The organism is Marinobacter sp. tcs-11 (assembly GCF_002049515.1).
GTDB classification, from domain to species: domain Bacteria; phylum Pseudomonadota; class Gammaproteobacteria; order Pseudomonadales; family Oleiphilaceae; genus Marinobacter; species Marinobacter nauticus.
The window spans coordinates 222,389-237,721 of record NZ_LLYU01000005.1; the positions used below are offsets into that span (position 1 = coordinate 222,389).

At 58.3% G+C, this 15,333-nt stretch carries 13 protein-coding genes; 9 read left to right on the forward strand and 4 right to left on the reverse strand.

Translation table 11 applies throughout. From position 1 onward, the window contains the following. Nucleotides 1-109: 109 nt before the first annotated feature. From ARC85_RS08265 to ARC85_RS08275, 3 genes are all read left to right on the forward strand, one after another. Entirely contained in the window at nucleotides 110-2,068 is a 1,959-nt protein-coding gene (locus tag ARC85_RS08265) for an acetyl/propionyl/methylcrotonyl-CoA carboxylase subunit alpha (protein WP_286714696.1), read from the forward strand. Then, nucleotides 2,065-2,889 carry an SDR family oxidoreductase gene (locus ARC85_RS08270; protein WP_286714697.1) on the forward strand — a complete coding sequence of 275 codons (825 nt, stop codon included), beginning with the start codon at nucleotides 2,065-2,067 and terminating at the stop codon, nucleotides 2,887-2,889. The genes ARC85_RS08265 and ARC85_RS08270 overlap by 4 nt, the downstream gene beginning before the upstream one ends. Before the next feature lie 68 nt (nucleotides 2,890-2,957). Further along, complete coding sequence (locus ARC85_RS08275) at nucleotides 2,958-4,787, forward strand: long-chain-acyl-CoA synthetase (RefSeq protein ID WP_286714698.1); 1,830 nt, start codon at nucleotides 2,958-2,960, stop codon at nucleotides 4,785-4,787. A 397-nt stretch (nucleotides 4,788-5,184) separates the two neighbouring features. Here ARC85_RS08275 and ARC85_RS08280 read toward each other — a convergent pair whose 3' ends face one another. Together ARC85_RS08280 and ARC85_RS08285 are read right to left on the reverse strand one after the other, a co-directional pair. Beyond that, a complete protein-coding gene (locus tag ARC85_RS08280) occupies nucleotides 5,185-6,162 on the reverse strand; it encodes an NADPH:quinone oxidoreductase family protein (protein ID WP_286714699.1) in 978 nt (325 codons plus the stop codon). A gap of 156 nt (nucleotides 6,163-6,318) precedes the next feature. Next, nucleotides 6,319-6,888 (reverse strand): BLUF domain-containing protein, encoded by a 570-nt coding sequence (locus ARC85_RS08285; protein ID WP_286714700.1) that lies wholly within the window; start codon nucleotides 6,886-6,888, stop codon nucleotides 6,319-6,321. Nucleotides 6,889-7,071: 183 nt separating this feature from the next. Between ARC85_RS08285 and ARC85_RS08290 the strand changes: the two genes are divergently transcribed. The 5 genes from ARC85_RS08290 (at nucleotide 7,072) to ARC85_RS08310 (ending at nucleotide 11,727) form a co-directional block, all read left to right on the forward strand. After that, complete coding sequence (locus ARC85_RS08290) at nucleotides 7,072-7,689, forward strand: trimeric intracellular cation channel family protein (protein ID WP_286714701.1); 618 nt, start codon at nucleotides 7,072-7,074, stop codon at nucleotides 7,687-7,689. 132 nt (nucleotides 7,690-7,821) lie between these two features. After that, nucleotides 7,822-9,120, forward strand: a complete 1,299-nt coding sequence (locus tag ARC85_RS08295; RefSeq protein ID WP_286714702.1) for an NCS2 family permease — start codon at nucleotides 7,822-7,824, stop codon at nucleotides 9,118-9,120. A gap of 22 nt (nucleotides 9,121-9,142) precedes the next feature. Then, a complete protein-coding gene (locus ARC85_RS08300) occupies nucleotides 9,143-9,685 on the forward strand; it encodes an adenine phosphoribosyltransferase (RefSeq protein WP_011786258.1) in 543 nt (180 codons plus the stop codon). Nucleotides 9,686-9,699: 14 nt separating this feature from the next. Then, nucleotides 9,700-10,362 (forward strand): fumarylacetoacetate hydrolase family protein, encoded by a 663-nt coding sequence (locus tag ARC85_RS08305; protein ID WP_022991437.1) that lies wholly within the window; start codon nucleotides 9,700-9,702, stop codon nucleotides 10,360-10,362. Between the two features lie 60 nt (nucleotides 10,363-10,422). Next, nucleotides 10,423-11,727 (forward strand): ABC1 kinase family protein, encoded by a 1,305-nt coding sequence (locus ARC85_RS08310; protein ID WP_014422182.1) that lies wholly within the window; start codon nucleotides 10,423-10,425, stop codon nucleotides 11,725-11,727. Nucleotides 11,728-11,735: 8 nt separating this feature from the next. Here ARC85_RS08310 and ARC85_RS08315 read toward each other — a convergent pair whose 3' ends face one another. Both ARC85_RS08315 and ARC85_RS08320 read right to left on the reverse strand, forming a co-directional pair. Beyond that, the gene (locus ARC85_RS08315; RefSeq protein ID WP_011786261.1) at nucleotides 11,736-12,413 is read right to left on the reverse strand and encodes an SIR2 family NAD-dependent protein deacylase; all 678 of its coding nucleotides are present in this window, start codon (nucleotides 12,411-12,413) and stop codon (nucleotides 11,736-11,738) included. Further along, nucleotides 12,413-13,816 (reverse strand): D-2-hydroxyglutarate dehydrogenase, encoded by a 1,404-nt coding sequence (locus tag ARC85_RS08320; protein WP_014422184.1) that lies wholly within the window; start codon nucleotides 13,814-13,816, stop codon nucleotides 12,413-12,415. The genes ARC85_RS08315 and ARC85_RS08320 overlap by 1 nt, the downstream gene beginning before the upstream one ends. 189 nt (nucleotides 13,817-14,005) lie before the next feature. Here ARC85_RS08320 and serA point away from each other — a divergent pair, with 189 nt between their 5' ends. Beyond that, nucleotides 14,006-15,235: a phosphoglycerate dehydrogenase gene (gene serA, locus ARC85_RS08325; protein WP_011786263.1), complete on the forward strand. Its 1,230-nt coding sequence runs from the start codon at nucleotides 14,006-14,008 to the stop codon at nucleotides 15,233-15,235. Nucleotides 15,236-15,333: the final 98 nt, after the last annotated feature.

A 15,333-nucleotide genomic window follows, 5' to 3' on the forward strand; every position in this document is an offset into this window, starting at 1 on the left:
GCGAAGCGCACAGGGATGTGCTCGTAGCGTTTTTCCGGAGGCCCTCCCCGCCAGCGGTGCGCACGAGCACCCAAACACGCAGGCGCGTATCAAGGCAGGTGACATACAAATGCTAAAAAAACTACTCATCGCAAACCGAGGCGAAATCGCCGTCAGGGTCATCCGCACAGCCAAGGCGCTGGGCTATCGAACCGTTGCCGTCTACTCCGAAGCCGACGCCAACGCCCTGCACGTTGAACAAGCCGACGAAGCCGTCTGCATCGGCCCGGCACAGGTTGCCGCCTCCTACCTGAACGCCGACGCCATCCTCGAAGCCGCCGCCAAAACAGGCGCCGACTGCATCCACCCCGGCTACGGCTTCCTCTCCGAAAATGCAGGCTTCGCCAAAGCCATCAAACAGGCCGGCCTCACCTTCGTCGGCCCGCCCGAAAACGCCATCGAACTCATGGGCAGCAAACGCCGCTCGAAAATCGCCATGCAGGAAGCCGGCGTGCCCGTAGTCCCGGGCTACGAAGGCAACAACGCTAGTGATGATGAACTCATCGCCGCCGCCCAGGACATCGGCTACCCCCTCATGCTCAAAGCCTCCGCAGGTGGCGGTGGCCGAGGCATGCGCCTGGTGGAAAGCGAAAGCGAGTTAGCCGACAACATTAAAAGGGCCCGCTCAGAAGCCAAGCAAGCCTTTGGTGACGACGAGCTGATCATCGAAAAAGCGGTCATCGAACCCCGGCACGTGGAAATCCAGGTTTTTGCAGACCGCCACGGCAACGCCGTATACCTGGGCGAGCGGGACTGCTCCGTACAGCGCCGGCACCAGAAAGTGGTAGAGGAAGCGCCCTCACCTTTTGTTACCCCGGAACTGCGTAAGGCCATGGGCGAAGCTGCTGTCAAAGCAGCCCTGGCCTGCGGTTACGAGGGCGCCGGTACCGTGGAATTTCTGGTCGACAAAGACCGCAGTTTCTACTTCCTGGAAATGAATACTCGCCTGCAGGTAGAGCATCCGGTCACCGAACTGATTACCGGCCAGGATCTGGTGGCCTGGCAGTTGATGGTCGCTGAAGGCCGCCCACTACCTCTGGCCCAGGATGACATCCAACTCAATGGCCACGCCATCGAAGTACGACTTTACGCCGAAGACCCGGCCAGCGGTTTCAACCCGCAAACCGGCACCCTGCACCAGTTCACTCCGGCCGAAGGCGAAGGACTGCGGTTTGATACCGGCGTGCGCTCCGGTGACGTGGTCAGTCCCCACTACGACCCCATGCTGGCGAAAGTCATCGCCTGGGGCCAGAACCGGGACGAAGCCCGTCGCCGCCTGATCCGGGCGCTGGAAGACACCACGGTGTTTGGTGTGACCACCAACCGCCATTTCCTCAGCCGCATCATCGCCGATGACACCTTTGGTGCCGGTGAAGCCACCACGGCCTTCCTGCAACAGGCCTTCAAGGATGATCCGTCACTGGCGCCCCAGCCGCTCACCATCCGCGAGCTGGCCCTGAGCGCCTGCGCATTGAGCCTCGGCCAATCCGCCCAGGAAGGCTGGAGTAACGCCCCCGCCACCGTCATGCCGATGAAACTTGAGGCCCAGGACGAAACCCTGGAACTGCTGGTCCGGCACAGTGGCCACAAACTGCTGGTGGCCCACGGCGAAGAACACTATGAATTGCAACTGCAACGCCAGGAACCCGGCCTGCTATGCATTATCGACAAGGGGGTTCGTCAGCGGTGCCAATACTACCGGAGCGGAGATTCCCTATATTTGCAGGCGTTCGGCCGTTCCTGGTGCGTTCGGGACATCACGCACCAGCCCGCGCAAGGTGCCATGGGCGCCGGCAGCGGCAAGGTCCAGGCCACGATGGACGGTGCCATTATTGATGTACTGGTGGCAGAGGGCGATCAGGTGGAACAGGGCCAGACCCTGGTGATTCTGGAAGCCATGAAAATGGAGCATCCGGTGAAGGCGGATCGCAATGGCACCGTTAGCCAATTGCTCGCCCGCAAAGGGGACCAGGTCAAGCGTGGCCAACTTCTGGCAGACGTGCAGTCCACCGAGGAGGCAGAATCATGAGCCGGCTACAGCAGCGCACAGTGTTTATAACCGGCGGTAGCCGGGGAATCGGCCGCGCTATCGCCCTGGCCTGTGCCCGGGAAGGCGCCAACGTGGTCATTGCGGCGAAAACGGATACCCCGCATCCAAAATTACCCGGCACCATCCACACGGTCGCTGAGGAAATTCGCAACGCCGGAGGCCAGGCACTGCCGCTGGTGCTGGACGTGCGGGATGAGCGACAGGTCCGCCAGCGAATGGATGAAGCCGCCGGTTATTTTGGCGGTATCGATGCACTGGTTAACAACGCCGGGGCGATACGTCTGACCGGTGTCGAAAACCTGAAAGTAAGCCGATACGACCTGATGCATCAGGTTAACGCCCGGGCGGTATTCACCTGTAGTCAGGCGGCCCTGCCCTGGCTGAAGGAATCCGGTGGCCACATTCTCAGCCTGTCGCCACCGCTGAACCTGAATACCCGGTGGTTTGCCCAGTACGGGCCCTACACCACCACAAAATACGGAATGACCATGCTCAGCATGGGCATGGCCGAGGAGTTTCGCCGCTATAACATTGCCGTGAACTGCCTGTGGCCAAAGACTCTGATTGCCACTGCCGCCATAGAACACGAAGTGGGCGGGCCTCAATTGATGGCGCAGGGACGAAAGCCGGAGATCATGGCCGATGCCGCGGTCAGCATACTGTCCCGCAGTGCGGACGAGCTGACCGGGCAAGCGCTGATTGACGAGGATGTACTTCGTCAGGATGGCGTAGAGAACTTCGAACACTACCGGTATGCCGCAGGTGACAAGCCGCTGCTGCCGGACCTGTTCCTGGATTAGCCGCGGAGCCAGGGGTTGGTCCGCGGTTCAAAACCTATAAAGACAATGACGACTGAAACGGACGCACCATGAGCCAAGACATCGTAACCGCACGCGACATCATGCGCAGCCTGCCCACGGTTCTGAAAAAATTTCCCTTCGTGGCAAAAGGGCTTTACTACTACCGGGTCAAGGACGACAAAAAAGAGCTGACCCTTGGCAAGCTGGTAGAGCGCAACGCTGACAAGCACCCCACTCGCCCTGCCATTCTCTTCGAAGATCGCAGCATTACCTGGGCAGAACTGGATGCCTGGAGCAATCGAATTGCCCATTACCTGAAAGATCAGGGGCTGGTAAAGGGCGATGCCATTGCGGTACTGCTGGAAAACCGACCGGAACTATTGGCTACCGTTGTTGGCGCAGCCAAGGTCGGCGTGGCCTGCGCCATGCTGAACACCTCCCAGAAAGGCAAAGTGCTGGCCCATAGTATCAACCTGATCGAGCCACGACTGCTGGTGGTTGGTAGCGAACTGATCGACCATGCCGAGTCGGTTCGTGGTGAGGTTCAGCTCCGGCACACGCATCCCCTGCTCTACCTGCACGACGCCAACACCCTGAACACCTTTGGCGATGCGCCGGAGGGTTACGTCAATCTGGCCCTGGAAGTCAGCCGTCGGCCCTCGACCCGCCCGATCCTGAGCAACCCGGTGACCATGGGTGATACCGCCGTGTTCCTCTACACCTCGGGCACCACCGGCCTGCCCAAGGCGGCGCCCGGTTCGCATCGCAAATTTATCAAGGCCTATGGCGGCTTTGGCATGCTCTCCCTGGCCATGGAACCGGAAGACGTCCTGTACTGTACGCTGCCGCTGTATCATGGCACGGCCCTGCTGGTGTGCTGGGGTTCGGTTCTGGCCGGAGGCTCCGCCATCGCCCTGCGCCGAAAATTCTCCGCCAGCGCCTTCTGGGACGACGTCCGCCGCTACAACGCCACCACCTTCGGCTACGTGGGCGAACTGTGCCGCTACCTGCTGAATCAACCTCCCGGCAGCCAGGACCGCAACCACGGCCTGACCAAAATGATCGGCAACGGCCTGCGCCCCTCCATCTGGAAAGAATTCAAGGAACGCTTTGGCATCGACAAGGTGGCTGAGCTGTATGCCTCATCGGAAGGCAATATCGGCTTCAGCAACTTTTTCAACATGGACAACACCGTGGGCTTCTCCACCGCGCCCTACAAGCTGGTTAAGTACCACGAGGGCACCCGGGAGCCGATCCGCAACGACAAGGGCCGTCTGGAGGAAGTGGAAAAAGGCCAGCCCGGCCTGTTGATCGGGGAGATCAACAAGAAGTGGGCATTCGAGGGATACACCCAGAAGGAAGCCACCGAGAAATCCATCCTGCGCGATGGCTTCAAGAAAGGCGATGCCTGGTTCAATACCGGTGATGTATTAAAAGAAATCGGCTGCCGTCACCTGCAGTTTGTCGATCGCATGGGCGACACCTTCCGCTGGAAGGGTGAGAACGTGTCGACGACGGAGGTGGAGAACATCATCGATGGCTCCGGCATGGTGGAGGAAGCCATTGTGTACGGTGTCGAGATTCCCAAAACCAACGGCAAGGCGGGCATGGTAACGCTGGTGCCTCAGTCCAATGGTTCGGCGTTCGATATCAACAAGCTGTTTGGTTATCTGCAGGAGAATCTGCCGGCCTATGCGGTGCCGGTGTTTGTGCGGGTGACCAATGCCATCGAGAAGACGGGGACGTTCAAGTACCGGAAGGTGGACATCCAGAAGCTCGGCTATTCGCTGGAGCGGTCGGAAGACGATGTGTACGCCTGGCTGCCCGGTTCGTCCGGTTATACTTTGCTGACTCCGGAGCTAGTCTCGGATATTGATTCGGGGGATGTTCGGTTCTGAGCACATCACTTGTGTTCGTCGCCCGTCCCTAGCCTGCTAGCCTGGGAGTTTGCCGCGTCGGGGATTGCTTCCAAAAAACCGCTACAAGCACATCCATGTGCGCTTATTTCGGGCCATCCCTGGCCCTCAAAATTTTTTGGAAGCAATCCCCGACACGGCTTTCGGAAGCTCAGCAATAGTCCTCCAGCCCCTTAACGGGAAGTTCTTTTCAGACTATCCCACCAAGGTATGCAGGTGAGATCGGGGTGCCCCTCCCAAAAATGTCGGAGGCCATGGATGGCCGGAGAGAAGCGCACATGGATGTGCTCGTAGCGGTTTTTGGGAGGGGCACCCCGATCTCACCACCACCCGCACTCGAAGGCCAGGAGTGAGACAAGCCCTCCGGTTCGAAGAACCATTAGCCAACTCGCAAAACGATCTTGCCAGTGGCCCGACGCCCCGTAAGCGCCCCAAGCGCCGCGGCATATTCCTCGAACGGGAACACTTCGCTGACCTTGGGATCGATCTTGCCGTCGGCATACATCTGCAACAGCTCCATCATGTTCTGGGCACTGGTTTGCGGCTCGCGCTGGGTGAAGCTGCCCCAGAATACGCCTACCACAGAACAACCCTTGAGCAGTGTCAGGTTCGCGGGAATCTTGGGGATGTCCCCTGCGGCAAAGCCGATCACCAGGTGGCGGCCGTTCCAGCCCATGGTGCGCAGGGCCTGTTCGGTGAAATCTCCGCCGACCGGGTCGTATATGACATCCACACCTTTGCCCTTGGTCAGTTTCTTCACCGCATCTTTCAGCGATTCCTCGGTGTAGTTCACCAGTTCATCGGCGCCGGCTTCTTTCGCCACCGCGAGTTTTTCAGCGGAGCTGGCCGCCGCGATCACTTTCGCGCCCATGGCCTTGCCCAGCTCCACGGCCGCCAGGCCGACGCCGCCGCTGGCGCCGAGTACCAGCAGGGTTTCGCCGGGCTGCAGGTTACCTCGCTGCTTGAGCGCATAATAGGAGGTGCCATACACCATCATGAAAGCCGCTGCTTTCTCATCGGACATAGAGTCCGGAATTGGCAACAGGTTGGCTTCCGGAGCAACCACTTCTTCGGCAAACGCACCCCAGCCGGTCAGGGCGGCTACCCGGTCTCCGGGTTTGAAACGGGTGACTTTTTCGCCCACTTCAAGCACTTCACCGGACAGTTCGCCACCGGGGGAAAACGGCATGGGCGGCTGGAACTGGTATTTGCCCTGAATGATCAGGGTGTCCGGGAAGTTCAGGCCTGCAGCCTTGACCCGGATTTTTACGCCGCTGCCTTTTACGTCCGGGCTGGCAATGTCTTCGATGACCAGATTCTCTGCCGGGCCATAGTCTTTGCACAGAATGGCTTTCATGGTTGCTCCTGGGCTGTCTGTTCTTACCCTGTTGGCGTCAGGGTCGGTCTGATTTGATGTTGTAAGTGACCCCGATCAAGCTAAACGCACACGGCCCATGAAGCAAATCAAGGCTGCTTATTCATGGCAATAAGCCCGGCTGATAAAAGTGCGGATTCAGAACAGCACAGCGCCCGCCACCATGGCGACGATGATCATCACGCCTGCGGCCAGAAGCCCATACTTTACGCCGGGAGACAGGGTTTGTGACGGTTGAACCCGGGCTGGGCCGTCTTCATCGTGATTGACCAGTTTCTGATCGTCGCTGGAGCGCCGAATCAGGTCGATCATTTCCTCGCACTGGTGACTCGAAAAGGCCGCCGGGTTGAAGTCCGGCAACTGGTGCTTCTCCAGGAATGCCTGCACATCGGATGACAAGGGTACGTATTTCATGGACCAGTTGGAGAAGGTGGGAACATCCAGCGGCTCTTCAATCAACGTGCGGATATTGCGGTGGCGAGAGTCTTGGCGGATACGCTCGAAAGTTTCCCGGACATATTCTTCCTCGCCTTCAAGGTACTGGAAAAACCGGTTGTCGCCATAGTACAAGCCACCGACCAGCCCCGCCCGGCCGTTGTTTCTTCGGGACACCATGAGAATTCTGGCCACATGGGGCTCTACGCCCTTTTCCAGGGGTTGCGCTTCAAACGTTGCTTCGCTGGCGTAAGCCAGTCGCATCAGGGCCATATTGCAGTACTCCGGATCAATCAAACGGGAAATGAAACAGAGATACGCGTAACTGTCGTGAAACAGATCACACTGTCAGCCCCAACCACCGATACCTGAATGGTGAATCCCGGGGCGAATTCCGCTATTCTTCCAGCCTTTGACGCACGCCCCAGCCTGAATTTCGTCAGATCAGAGCCGCCCATGTTCGACATCATCTATACTCTTGAAATGATTGGCGTTGTGGCGTTTGCCATTTCCGGCATGATCGTCGCCCGTTCGAAAAACATGGACCCGGTGGGTATTTTTGCCATCGGTTTTATTACCGCGCTGGGTGGCGGCACCTTGCGGGATCTGATCATGGACAATCACCCGCTGTACTGGATCAAGCATCAGGAGCAGCCGATCCTGATCCTGGCCATGGCAATTGTGTTCAGCTACTGGAGCCGGGCCCATTCCCTGAAAGAATCGAGAATCGTGTTCCCGGACGCCATCGGCCTTGGCATTTTTTCCATCCTCGGCGCCCAACTGGCTCTTGATCTGGGCCATTCCTGGTTTATCGCGTCCATGCTGGGTGTCATGACCGGCTGCTTTGGTGGCGCCCTGCGCGACACCCTGTGTAACGAAGTTCCCTTTATTTTCCGCAAGGATCAGATCTACGCCTCCATCGCCTTCGCCGGTTGCTGGCTGTACTTTGTGTGCCAGTGGTGGCTGGAGAGCGAATCCATCGCACTGACCATCGGCCTGCTGTTCATCGTGATTGTTCGTATGCTCGCGGTGCGCTTTGATATTCGTCTGCAGCGGGACCAGATGCTGAACTGAACTCTGAATCATCCCTTGGCGCGAAGCGCCTGAGCCGGTAACATTGCCGTTTTTTCACCCAACTCACGTTTTCCGCACGCAAACAGACTTTCAAACTCCCTAATCCAGGCATCCTAGAGGCAGACCCGAGTCATGCTTGAACGACTGTTCCAACTCCAGGCCCACGGCACTACTGTCCGTAAAGAAGTGGTAGCAGGCATTACCACCTTCCTGACCATGGCTTACATCATCGTGGTCAACCCCAGCATCCTGTCGTCCACCGGCATGGATTTCGGTGCGGTGTTTGTGGCCACCTGCCTTGCCGCCGTCATCGGCACCCTGATCATGGGCCTGTGGGCAAATTACCCCATCGCGCTCGCTCCGGGCATGGGCCTGAATGCGTTCTTCTCGTTCACCGTGGTTGGCAGTATGGGATACAGCTGGCAGGTCGCGCTGGGGGCGGTGTTTATCTCCGGCTTCCTGTTCTTCCTGCTCAGTATTTTCAAGGTGCGGGAGTGGATCATCAATTCCATCCCGATGTCCCTCCGGTTTGGCATCTCGGCCGGCATCGGCTTCTTCCTGGCGCTGATCGCGCTGAAAAATGCCGGTATCGTGGTCGATCATCCGGCCACCCTGGTTAGCCTGGGTGATGTAAAAGTACCTGAAGCGCTGATGTTCTTCGCGGGTTTTGTGCTGATCTGCGCTCTGTCATTCCGTCAGATTACCGGTTCTGTGATGATCGGGATTATTGCCGTCACGGTCGTGGCCATGATGCTGGGCATGGTGGAGTACAACGGTATTATTTCGGCCCCGCCAAGCATTGCCCCCACCTTTATGCAACTGGACCTGGCCGGCGCGCTGAACGTGGGCATGATCAGCGTGGTCTTTGCTTTCCTGTTTGTTGACCTGTTTGACACCTCCGGCACCCTGGTAGGCGCAGCCCAGAAAGGCGGCCTGCTGGACAAAGACGGCAAGCTGCCCCGTCTGGGCCGCGCCCTGATGTCTGACTCCGTAGCCACCATGTCTGGCGCCGCGCTCGGTACCTCCACCACCACCAGCTACGTGGAATCCACCGCGGGTATCGCCGCTGGTGGCCGCACCGGCCTGACAGCAGTGGTGGTCGCTGCCCTGTTCATGGCCTGCTTGCTGTTTGCCCCCATCGCCAGTGTTATTCCGCCCTACGCCACGGCGCCGGCCCTGTTGTACGTGGCGTGCCTGATGGCCAGCGGCCTCAAACTGGTAGACTGGGACGACATCACAGACATCGCACCGGCCATTGTGACGGCCCTGATGATGCCGCTCACCTTCTCCATCGCGCACGGTATTGCACTGGGCTTCATTACCTATGTTGCGGTCAAGGCCCTGGCCGGCAAATGGTCCGATCTGAACTGGAGCGTCACCACCATTGCCGTTGTCTTCGTGCTGAAATTCATGTTCCTGGATGTGGCCTGAGCCGCATCCATACAGGTGAGTTATGGACTATTTTTCCGAGAGCATCAAGAAAGCCATCCGCACTGTGCCGGACTGGCCCAAACCCGGCGTCTCCTTCCGGGACATCACCACGGTCCTTCAGGACAAAACGGCATTTCGTAAACTGATTGATGCCTTTGTTCATCGCTACCATGGCCAGCACATTGATGCGGTTGCCGCCGTCGATGCCCGAGGCTTCATTATTGGCTCGGCGCTGGCCTACGAGCTGAATGCCTCTCTGGTACTCGTGCGCAAGAAGGGCAAACTGCCCTTCGACACCCTGGTGGAAGACTACGAACTGGAATACGGCACGGCTTCCGTCGAGCTACACGAAGACGCTTTCAAACCCGGCGACAAGGTCATCCTGGTGGACGATCTGATTGCCACTGGCGGCACCATGCTGGCCGCAACCCGTCTGATCCGCCGTATCGGTGCTGAAATCGTAGAGGTCGCAGCCATGATTGATCTGCCGGATCTGGGTGGCTCACGCAAGCTGCAGGAAGAAGGTCTGCAGGTTTATACTGTCTGCTCATTCGAAGGAGACTGAGCGGAGGCGCCACCATGGGCGATTATCAGCATCACTGGAAAGATGGAACACCGGTTCATCTTCCCCTTGGCAAAATCGTTTGTGTGGGGCGCAACTACGCCGAACACGCCCGGGAGCTGAACAACCCGGTACCGGAAGAACCGCTGCTGTTTATCAAACCCTCCACCGCAGCGGTTCATATCACCCGCCCGCTGGTCTACCCCAGAGGCCAGGGTGCGGTGCACTTTGAAACCGAACTGGCCGTACTTATCGGCCGCCCCCTGACCAATGCCTCCGCCAGCGAAGTGGAAAGTGCCATTCTCGGTTATGGCCTGGCCCTGGACCTCACCTTGCGGGACGTGCAAAGCAGCCTGAAAGAAAAGGGACACCCCTGGGAGCGCGCAAAGGCCTTCGACGGCGCCTGCCCGCTTTCACCGTTCGTTGCCGCCGACCAACTTGCCAAGGGCAACCTGAACTTCACACTGGATATCGACGGCCAGCGCCAGCAGACCGGGAATACCGGCGACATGCTGAACCCGATCGTGCCCCTGATTGCTCATATGAGCACCCAGTTCACCCTGTTACCCGGCGATGTGGTGCTGACTGGCACGCCCAAAGGCGTTGGCCCGCTTGTCAGCGGCCAGACTCTGTCCCTGGAGCTGGAAGATGTGTTATTTGTGGAGACCACAGTGGTCTGAACGCAACACGGATACGGATATTCAGACGAGCTGCAAACTTCCCGTAGAACAGGCACTACCATGGCCAGGAAACCCGTTACTTCACGCACAGGACGCTTCTTCAAACTCGCAGGCATGACCGCCACGGTGGCGGGCCAGTACGCCGGCCAGAGAGCGCGGCGCATGTTCCGCACCGAAAATGACGAAGGCGCCCAGAGCGAAAGCTACACCCGGATGGCCGGGCAAATTGCCGATACCCTGGGCGAGCTCAAGGGGGCGGTGATGAAGGTGGGGCAGATAGCCTCCCAGACCCAGGACTTCCTGCCCAAAGAATTCTCGGACGCGCTGGAAAAACTCCAGAAAGAAGCACCACCGATGCCATTCGAGGTGATTCTGGAACAGGTGGAAAGTGAGCTGGGCAAGCCGGTTGGCGAGCTGTTTGAATACCTGCAGGAAACACCCTACGCCTCTGCCTCCATCGGCCAGGTACACCGCGCCCGCCTGCACGATGGCACGGATGTGATCGTGAAAGTGCAATACCCCGGCGTGGATGAATCCTGCGACTCCGACCTCAAACAGCTACGACTGGCCCTGAAGCTCGGCGGCCTGCTGAAAATGCCCAAGGAGACGGTTGACCAGCTGTTCGGCGAAATCCGGGTGCGACTGAAGGAAGAGCTGGATTACGAGAACGAGGCGCGAAACCTCAAGCTGTTCCACGAATTCCACAATGATCAGCCGTGGGTGATCATCCCGGAGGTGGTCGACAGCCATTCAACCCGTCGGGTCCTGACCCTGGGGCTGGTGGAGGGCGACCACGTCAGCAAGGTCACACCGGAACACTACTCCCAGGAAACCCTCAACCTGATTGGCCACCGGATTTTCACGATCATGGCCGATCAGCTGTTCCGGTTCCAGTGCATTCACGGCGACCCTCACGCGGGCAATTTCGCCTACCGGCCGGATGGCACCATTATCATGTATGACTTCGGCTGCGTGAAGAAACTCAAACCGGAGATTGTAGAAGCCTACCGCAAAGCCTTGATCGCAGCGCTGGATGAGGACTACCAGGCCCTGGACCAGTACCTGATCGACCTGGGCGCTCGCGTGGACAGCCAACCGGCGGTCGATGAAGCCTATTACGCCATGTGGAGGGATATCCTGATCATCCCGTTCCTGAACGATGAGCCCTACGACTTCGCCGAGGCCGATATCCATAAACACGTGGCCGCAAAAACCAGTACTGTGTTCAAATACCTGGATTACTTCAAACCACCGGTCGAGAGTATTTTCATAGACCGGATGATTGCGGGGCATTACTGGATGCTAAAACGTTTAGGTGTCCAGGCAGCATTCAGAAGTGAACTGGAGAAATACCTCCGAGGCTAACGCCAGGTTCACAAATAACGCGAAACCCACTCCCGCACCCCTTCCGAGGCCCCTTTGCGAATCACCCGTGCCCGGGAGACGGACGCAGGTTCGCCGGGATCAATCACCGTGATGGGCACATCAATGTCCACCTCGTAGACCAGCCCTGCCGCCGGATATACCTGCAGCGACGTACCCACAATCAGCAACTGATCTGCGGTGCGCACCACCTCTGCCGCCGCATCCAGCATCGGGACTTCTTCGCCGAACCAGACGATATGGGGCCGAAGCTGGGCACCGCGATCACAGGTATCCCCGGGATTGATGTCGTTGTAGCCGATGTCGTAAATGAGGTCCGGATAGGCGGAACTGCGGGCCTTGGTGAGTTCACCGTGCAGGTGCAGCACATTGCTCGAACCGCCGCGCTCATGCAGGTCGTCCACATTCTGGGTGACCACGGTCACCTGAAAACGGCTTTCCAGCTCCGCCAGCAAGCGGTGCGCAGGATTGGGCTGGACGGTTTGAAGTTGCCGCCTGCGCTCGTTATAGAACCTCAGCACCAGATCCCGGTTGCGCTCGAACGCCTCCGGCGTGGCCACATCGTACACACTGTGCTGCTCCCACAGCCCACCGTTGTCCCGGAAGGTGGAGAGGCCGCTTTCGGCGCTGATTCCAGCGCCGGTGAGTACAACAATGTGCTCTTGCATCAGTCGAAGATCTTGCCCGGGTTCATGATGTTATTGGGATCGAACACCTGCTTGATACCGCGCAGGTAGGCAATTTCCGCCTCGCTGCGGGTGTACTGCAGGTAGGGTTTCTTGGTCATGCCCACACCGTGCTCAGCAGAGACACTGCCCTGATAACGCTCGACAATTTCAAACACCCACTTGTTCACCTGCTGGCATTTTTCGAAGAAATCTTCCTTCGCCATGTCCTCCGGTTTGAGGATGTTCAGGTGAAGGTTGCCGTCACCAATGTGGCCGAACCAGATGATCTCGAAGTCCGGGTAGTGTTCGGTAACCACGTTGTCGATTTCCTGGAGGAAGCCCGGCACCTTGGAAACCACCACCGAAATATCGTTCTTGTAGGGAATTCGCGGCGCGATGGATTCGGAAATCCGCTCACGCAGTTGCCAAAGGTTCTGTGCCTGGGTTTCACTCTGGCTGATGACGCCATCCAGCACCCAGCCCTCTTCCACACACTGCTCAAACAGTGCCATGGCATCGTCCATCACCTGATCAGAGACAGCCTCGAACTCCAGCAGTGCATAGTAAGGCGCCTCGGTCTCGAACGGTGCCTGTACCTGGCCGTGGGCCAGTACATGCCCCATGGCCTGGTGAGAGAAAAACTCGTAGGCGGTCAGATCCAGTTTTTTCTGGAAAGCCTGCAAGACATCCATGGTGTTGGTGAGGTCATTCAGGCCCAGCACCAGCACGGTCAGGTCGTCCGGCTTGCGGGTAAGCTTCATGGTGGCTTCGGTAATGAAACCCAGGGTGCCCTCGGCACCGATGAACAGATGTCGCAGATCGTAGCCGGTGTTGTTCTTGGCCAGATCCTTGTTCAGATCCAGCACATCACCTTTACCGGTCACCACTTTCAGTCCGGCAACCCAGTCCCGGCTCATGCCCCAGCGAATGACCTTGATGCCGCCGGCATTGGTGGACAGGTTGCCACCGAGCTGGCTCGACCCGGCGGAGGCAAAATCCACCGGATAGTACAGGCCGTTTTCTTCGGCAAAGGTCTGCAGTTGCTCGGTCACCACCCCGGCCTGGCAACGTACGGTGCGATCACTGGCGTTGAAATCCAGAATCTGGTTCATGTTGTCGAACGCTACCACCACTTCGCCATTGGCGGCCACGGCGCCTGCACTCAGGCCGGTACGTCCGCCCGAAGGTACCAGAGCCACCTGATTGTCATTGGCAAACTTCACCAGCGCCTGCACCTGCTCCGTGGTTTTCGGCAGGACAATGGCCAGCGGCTTGGGCGGGTAGATTTTGGTCCAGTCCTTGCCGTAATTGTCCAGATCCGCAGGATCGGTGAGAACCTTGCCCGGGTTTTCAGAGGTGGCAACCAGCTCTTTAAGGGAAGCGATGATCTGTTCGGAACTCATGGATGTGTCAGTCTCTTCGAAGTTGGGCCAGGGCCTGTTCAGAGATCACTCACAAAGAATTGATTCAGGCAAACCGGCGCGCTGTGAAAATCTGCGTTTATGGTATCATACCGCCCCTGTTCTGTGAGCCAGGCCGACGATCCCTGGCTGCAGGTCATTTCACGTGACGAAAGGTTCGGAAGCAAGCCCATGTCAAATACGTCTCTCGAAAAGAGCAAAATCCGGATCCTGCTGCTGGAAGGCGTGCATCAATCTGCCATTGATACCCTGAATGCCGCGGGTTACACCAATATCGAGTATCTGACCCATTCATTGGGTGAGGAAGAGCTGATCGAGAAGATTGCCGATGCGCACTTCGTTGGTATCCGCTCCCGCACCCAGTTGACCGAGAAAGTATTTGAAGCCGCCAGGAAGCTGGTGGCTGTGGGCTGCTTCTGTATCGGCACCAACCAGGTTGACCTGCAGGCCGCGACCCGCCGTGGAGTGGCCGTGTTCAACGCGCCTTTCTCCAACACCCGTTCCGTGGCAGAACTGGTTCTGGCCCAGGCCATCCTGCTGCTGCGCGGCGTGCCGGAAAAAAACGCCAAAGCCCACCGTGGCGAGTGGCTGAAATCCGCCAAGAACAGCTACGAGATTCGTGGCAAGAAGCTTGGCATCATCGGTTACGGCAACATCGGCACCCAGTTCAGCGTGCTGGCCGAAAGCCTGGGAATGGACGTCTATTTCTACGACGTGGTTTCCAAACTGCCGATTGGTAACGCCACGCAAGTGGGCACGCTGCAGGAACTGCTGAACATTTCCGATGTGGTTTCCCTGCACGTACCGGAGACTCCGGCGACCAAATACATGTTCAAGGCCGAGCAGTTTGCCCAGATGAAGCCGGGCAGCATTCTGATGAACGCTTCCCGCGGTACCGTGGTGGATATCGACGCCCTGGCCGATGCGCTGAGTTCCGGTAAACTGCTGGGCGCAGCCATCGACGTATTCCCCGTAGAGCCCAAGTCCAACGACGAAGAGTTTGTCTCGCCACTGCGCGAGTTCGACAACTGCATCCTGACTCCGCACGTGGGTGGCTCAACCATTGAAGCCCAGGAAAACATCGGGCGCGAAGTGGCCGAGAAGCTGGCCATGTACAGCGACAACGGCACCTCCGTTTCTTCGGTGAACTTCCCGGAAGTGGCGCTGCCGTCGCACCCGAACCAGCACCGCCTGCTGCACATTCACGAGAACGTGCCGGGCGTAATGTCGGAAATCAACCAGGTGTTCTCCGAAAACGGCATCAACGTCTGTGGCCAGTACCTGCAAACCAAGGAAGATATTGGTTATGTGGTGGTCGATGTGGACAAGGCCTACGGTGAGCTGGCGCTGGAAAAGCTCCGCCAGGTAAAAGGCACTATTCGCTGCCGCGTACTGTTCTGACAGACAGCTGCCTTCAAGAACCGGAGCATCCCCCTGGGAGCTCCGGTTTTTTTATGCCATTTCGGGCCACAACGCCGCATTTCAACAAAACTTCATGC

Excerpts from the sequence above, each read along its gene's own strand:
- ARC85_RS08265 (WP_286714696.1), top strand. The coding sequence starts at position 110 with ATGCTAAAAAAACTACTCATCGCAAACCGAGGCGAAATCGCCGTCAGG.
- ARC85_RS08270 (WP_286714697.1), top strand. The coding sequence starts at position 2,065 with ATGAGCCGGCTACAGCAGCGCACAGTGTTTATAACCGGCGGTAGCCGG.
- ARC85_RS08275 (WP_286714698.1), top strand. The coding sequence starts at position 2,958 with ATGAGCCAAGACATCGTAACCGCACGCGACATCATGCGCAGCCTGCCC.
- ARC85_RS08280 (WP_286714699.1), bottom strand. The coding sequence starts at position 6,162 with ATGAAAGCCATTCTGTGCAAAGACTATGGCCCGGCAGAGAATCTGGTC.
- ARC85_RS08285 (WP_286714700.1), bottom strand. The coding sequence starts at position 6,888 with ATGGCCCTGATGCGACTGGCTTACGCCAGCGAAGCAACGTTTGAAGCG.
- ARC85_RS08290 (WP_286714701.1), top strand. The coding sequence starts at position 7,072 with ATGTTCGACATCATCTATACTCTTGAAATGATTGGCGTTGTGGCGTTT.
- ARC85_RS08295 (WP_286714702.1), top strand. The coding sequence starts at position 7,822 with ATGCTTGAACGACTGTTCCAACTCCAGGCCCACGGCACTACTGTCCGT.
- ARC85_RS08300 (WP_011786258.1), top strand. The coding sequence starts at position 9,143 with ATGGACTATTTTTCCGAGAGCATCAAGAAAGCCATCCGCACTGTGCCG.
- ARC85_RS08305 (WP_022991437.1), top strand. The coding sequence starts at position 9,700 with ATGGGCGATTATCAGCATCACTGGAAAGATGGAACACCGGTTCATCTT.
- ARC85_RS08310 (WP_014422182.1), top strand. The coding sequence starts at position 10,423 with ATGGCCAGGAAACCCGTTACTTCACGCACAGGACGCTTCTTCAAACTC.
- ARC85_RS08315 (WP_011786261.1), bottom strand. The coding sequence starts at position 12,413 with ATGCAAGAGCACATTGTTGTACTCACCGGCGCTGGAATCAGCGCCGAA.
- ARC85_RS08320 (WP_014422184.1), bottom strand. The coding sequence starts at position 13,816 with ATGAGTTCCGAACAGATCATCGCTTCCCTTAAAGAGCTGGTTGCCACC.
- serA (WP_011786263.1), top strand. The coding sequence starts at position 14,006 with ATGTCAAATACGTCTCTCGAAAAGAGCAAAATCCGGATCCTGCTGCTG.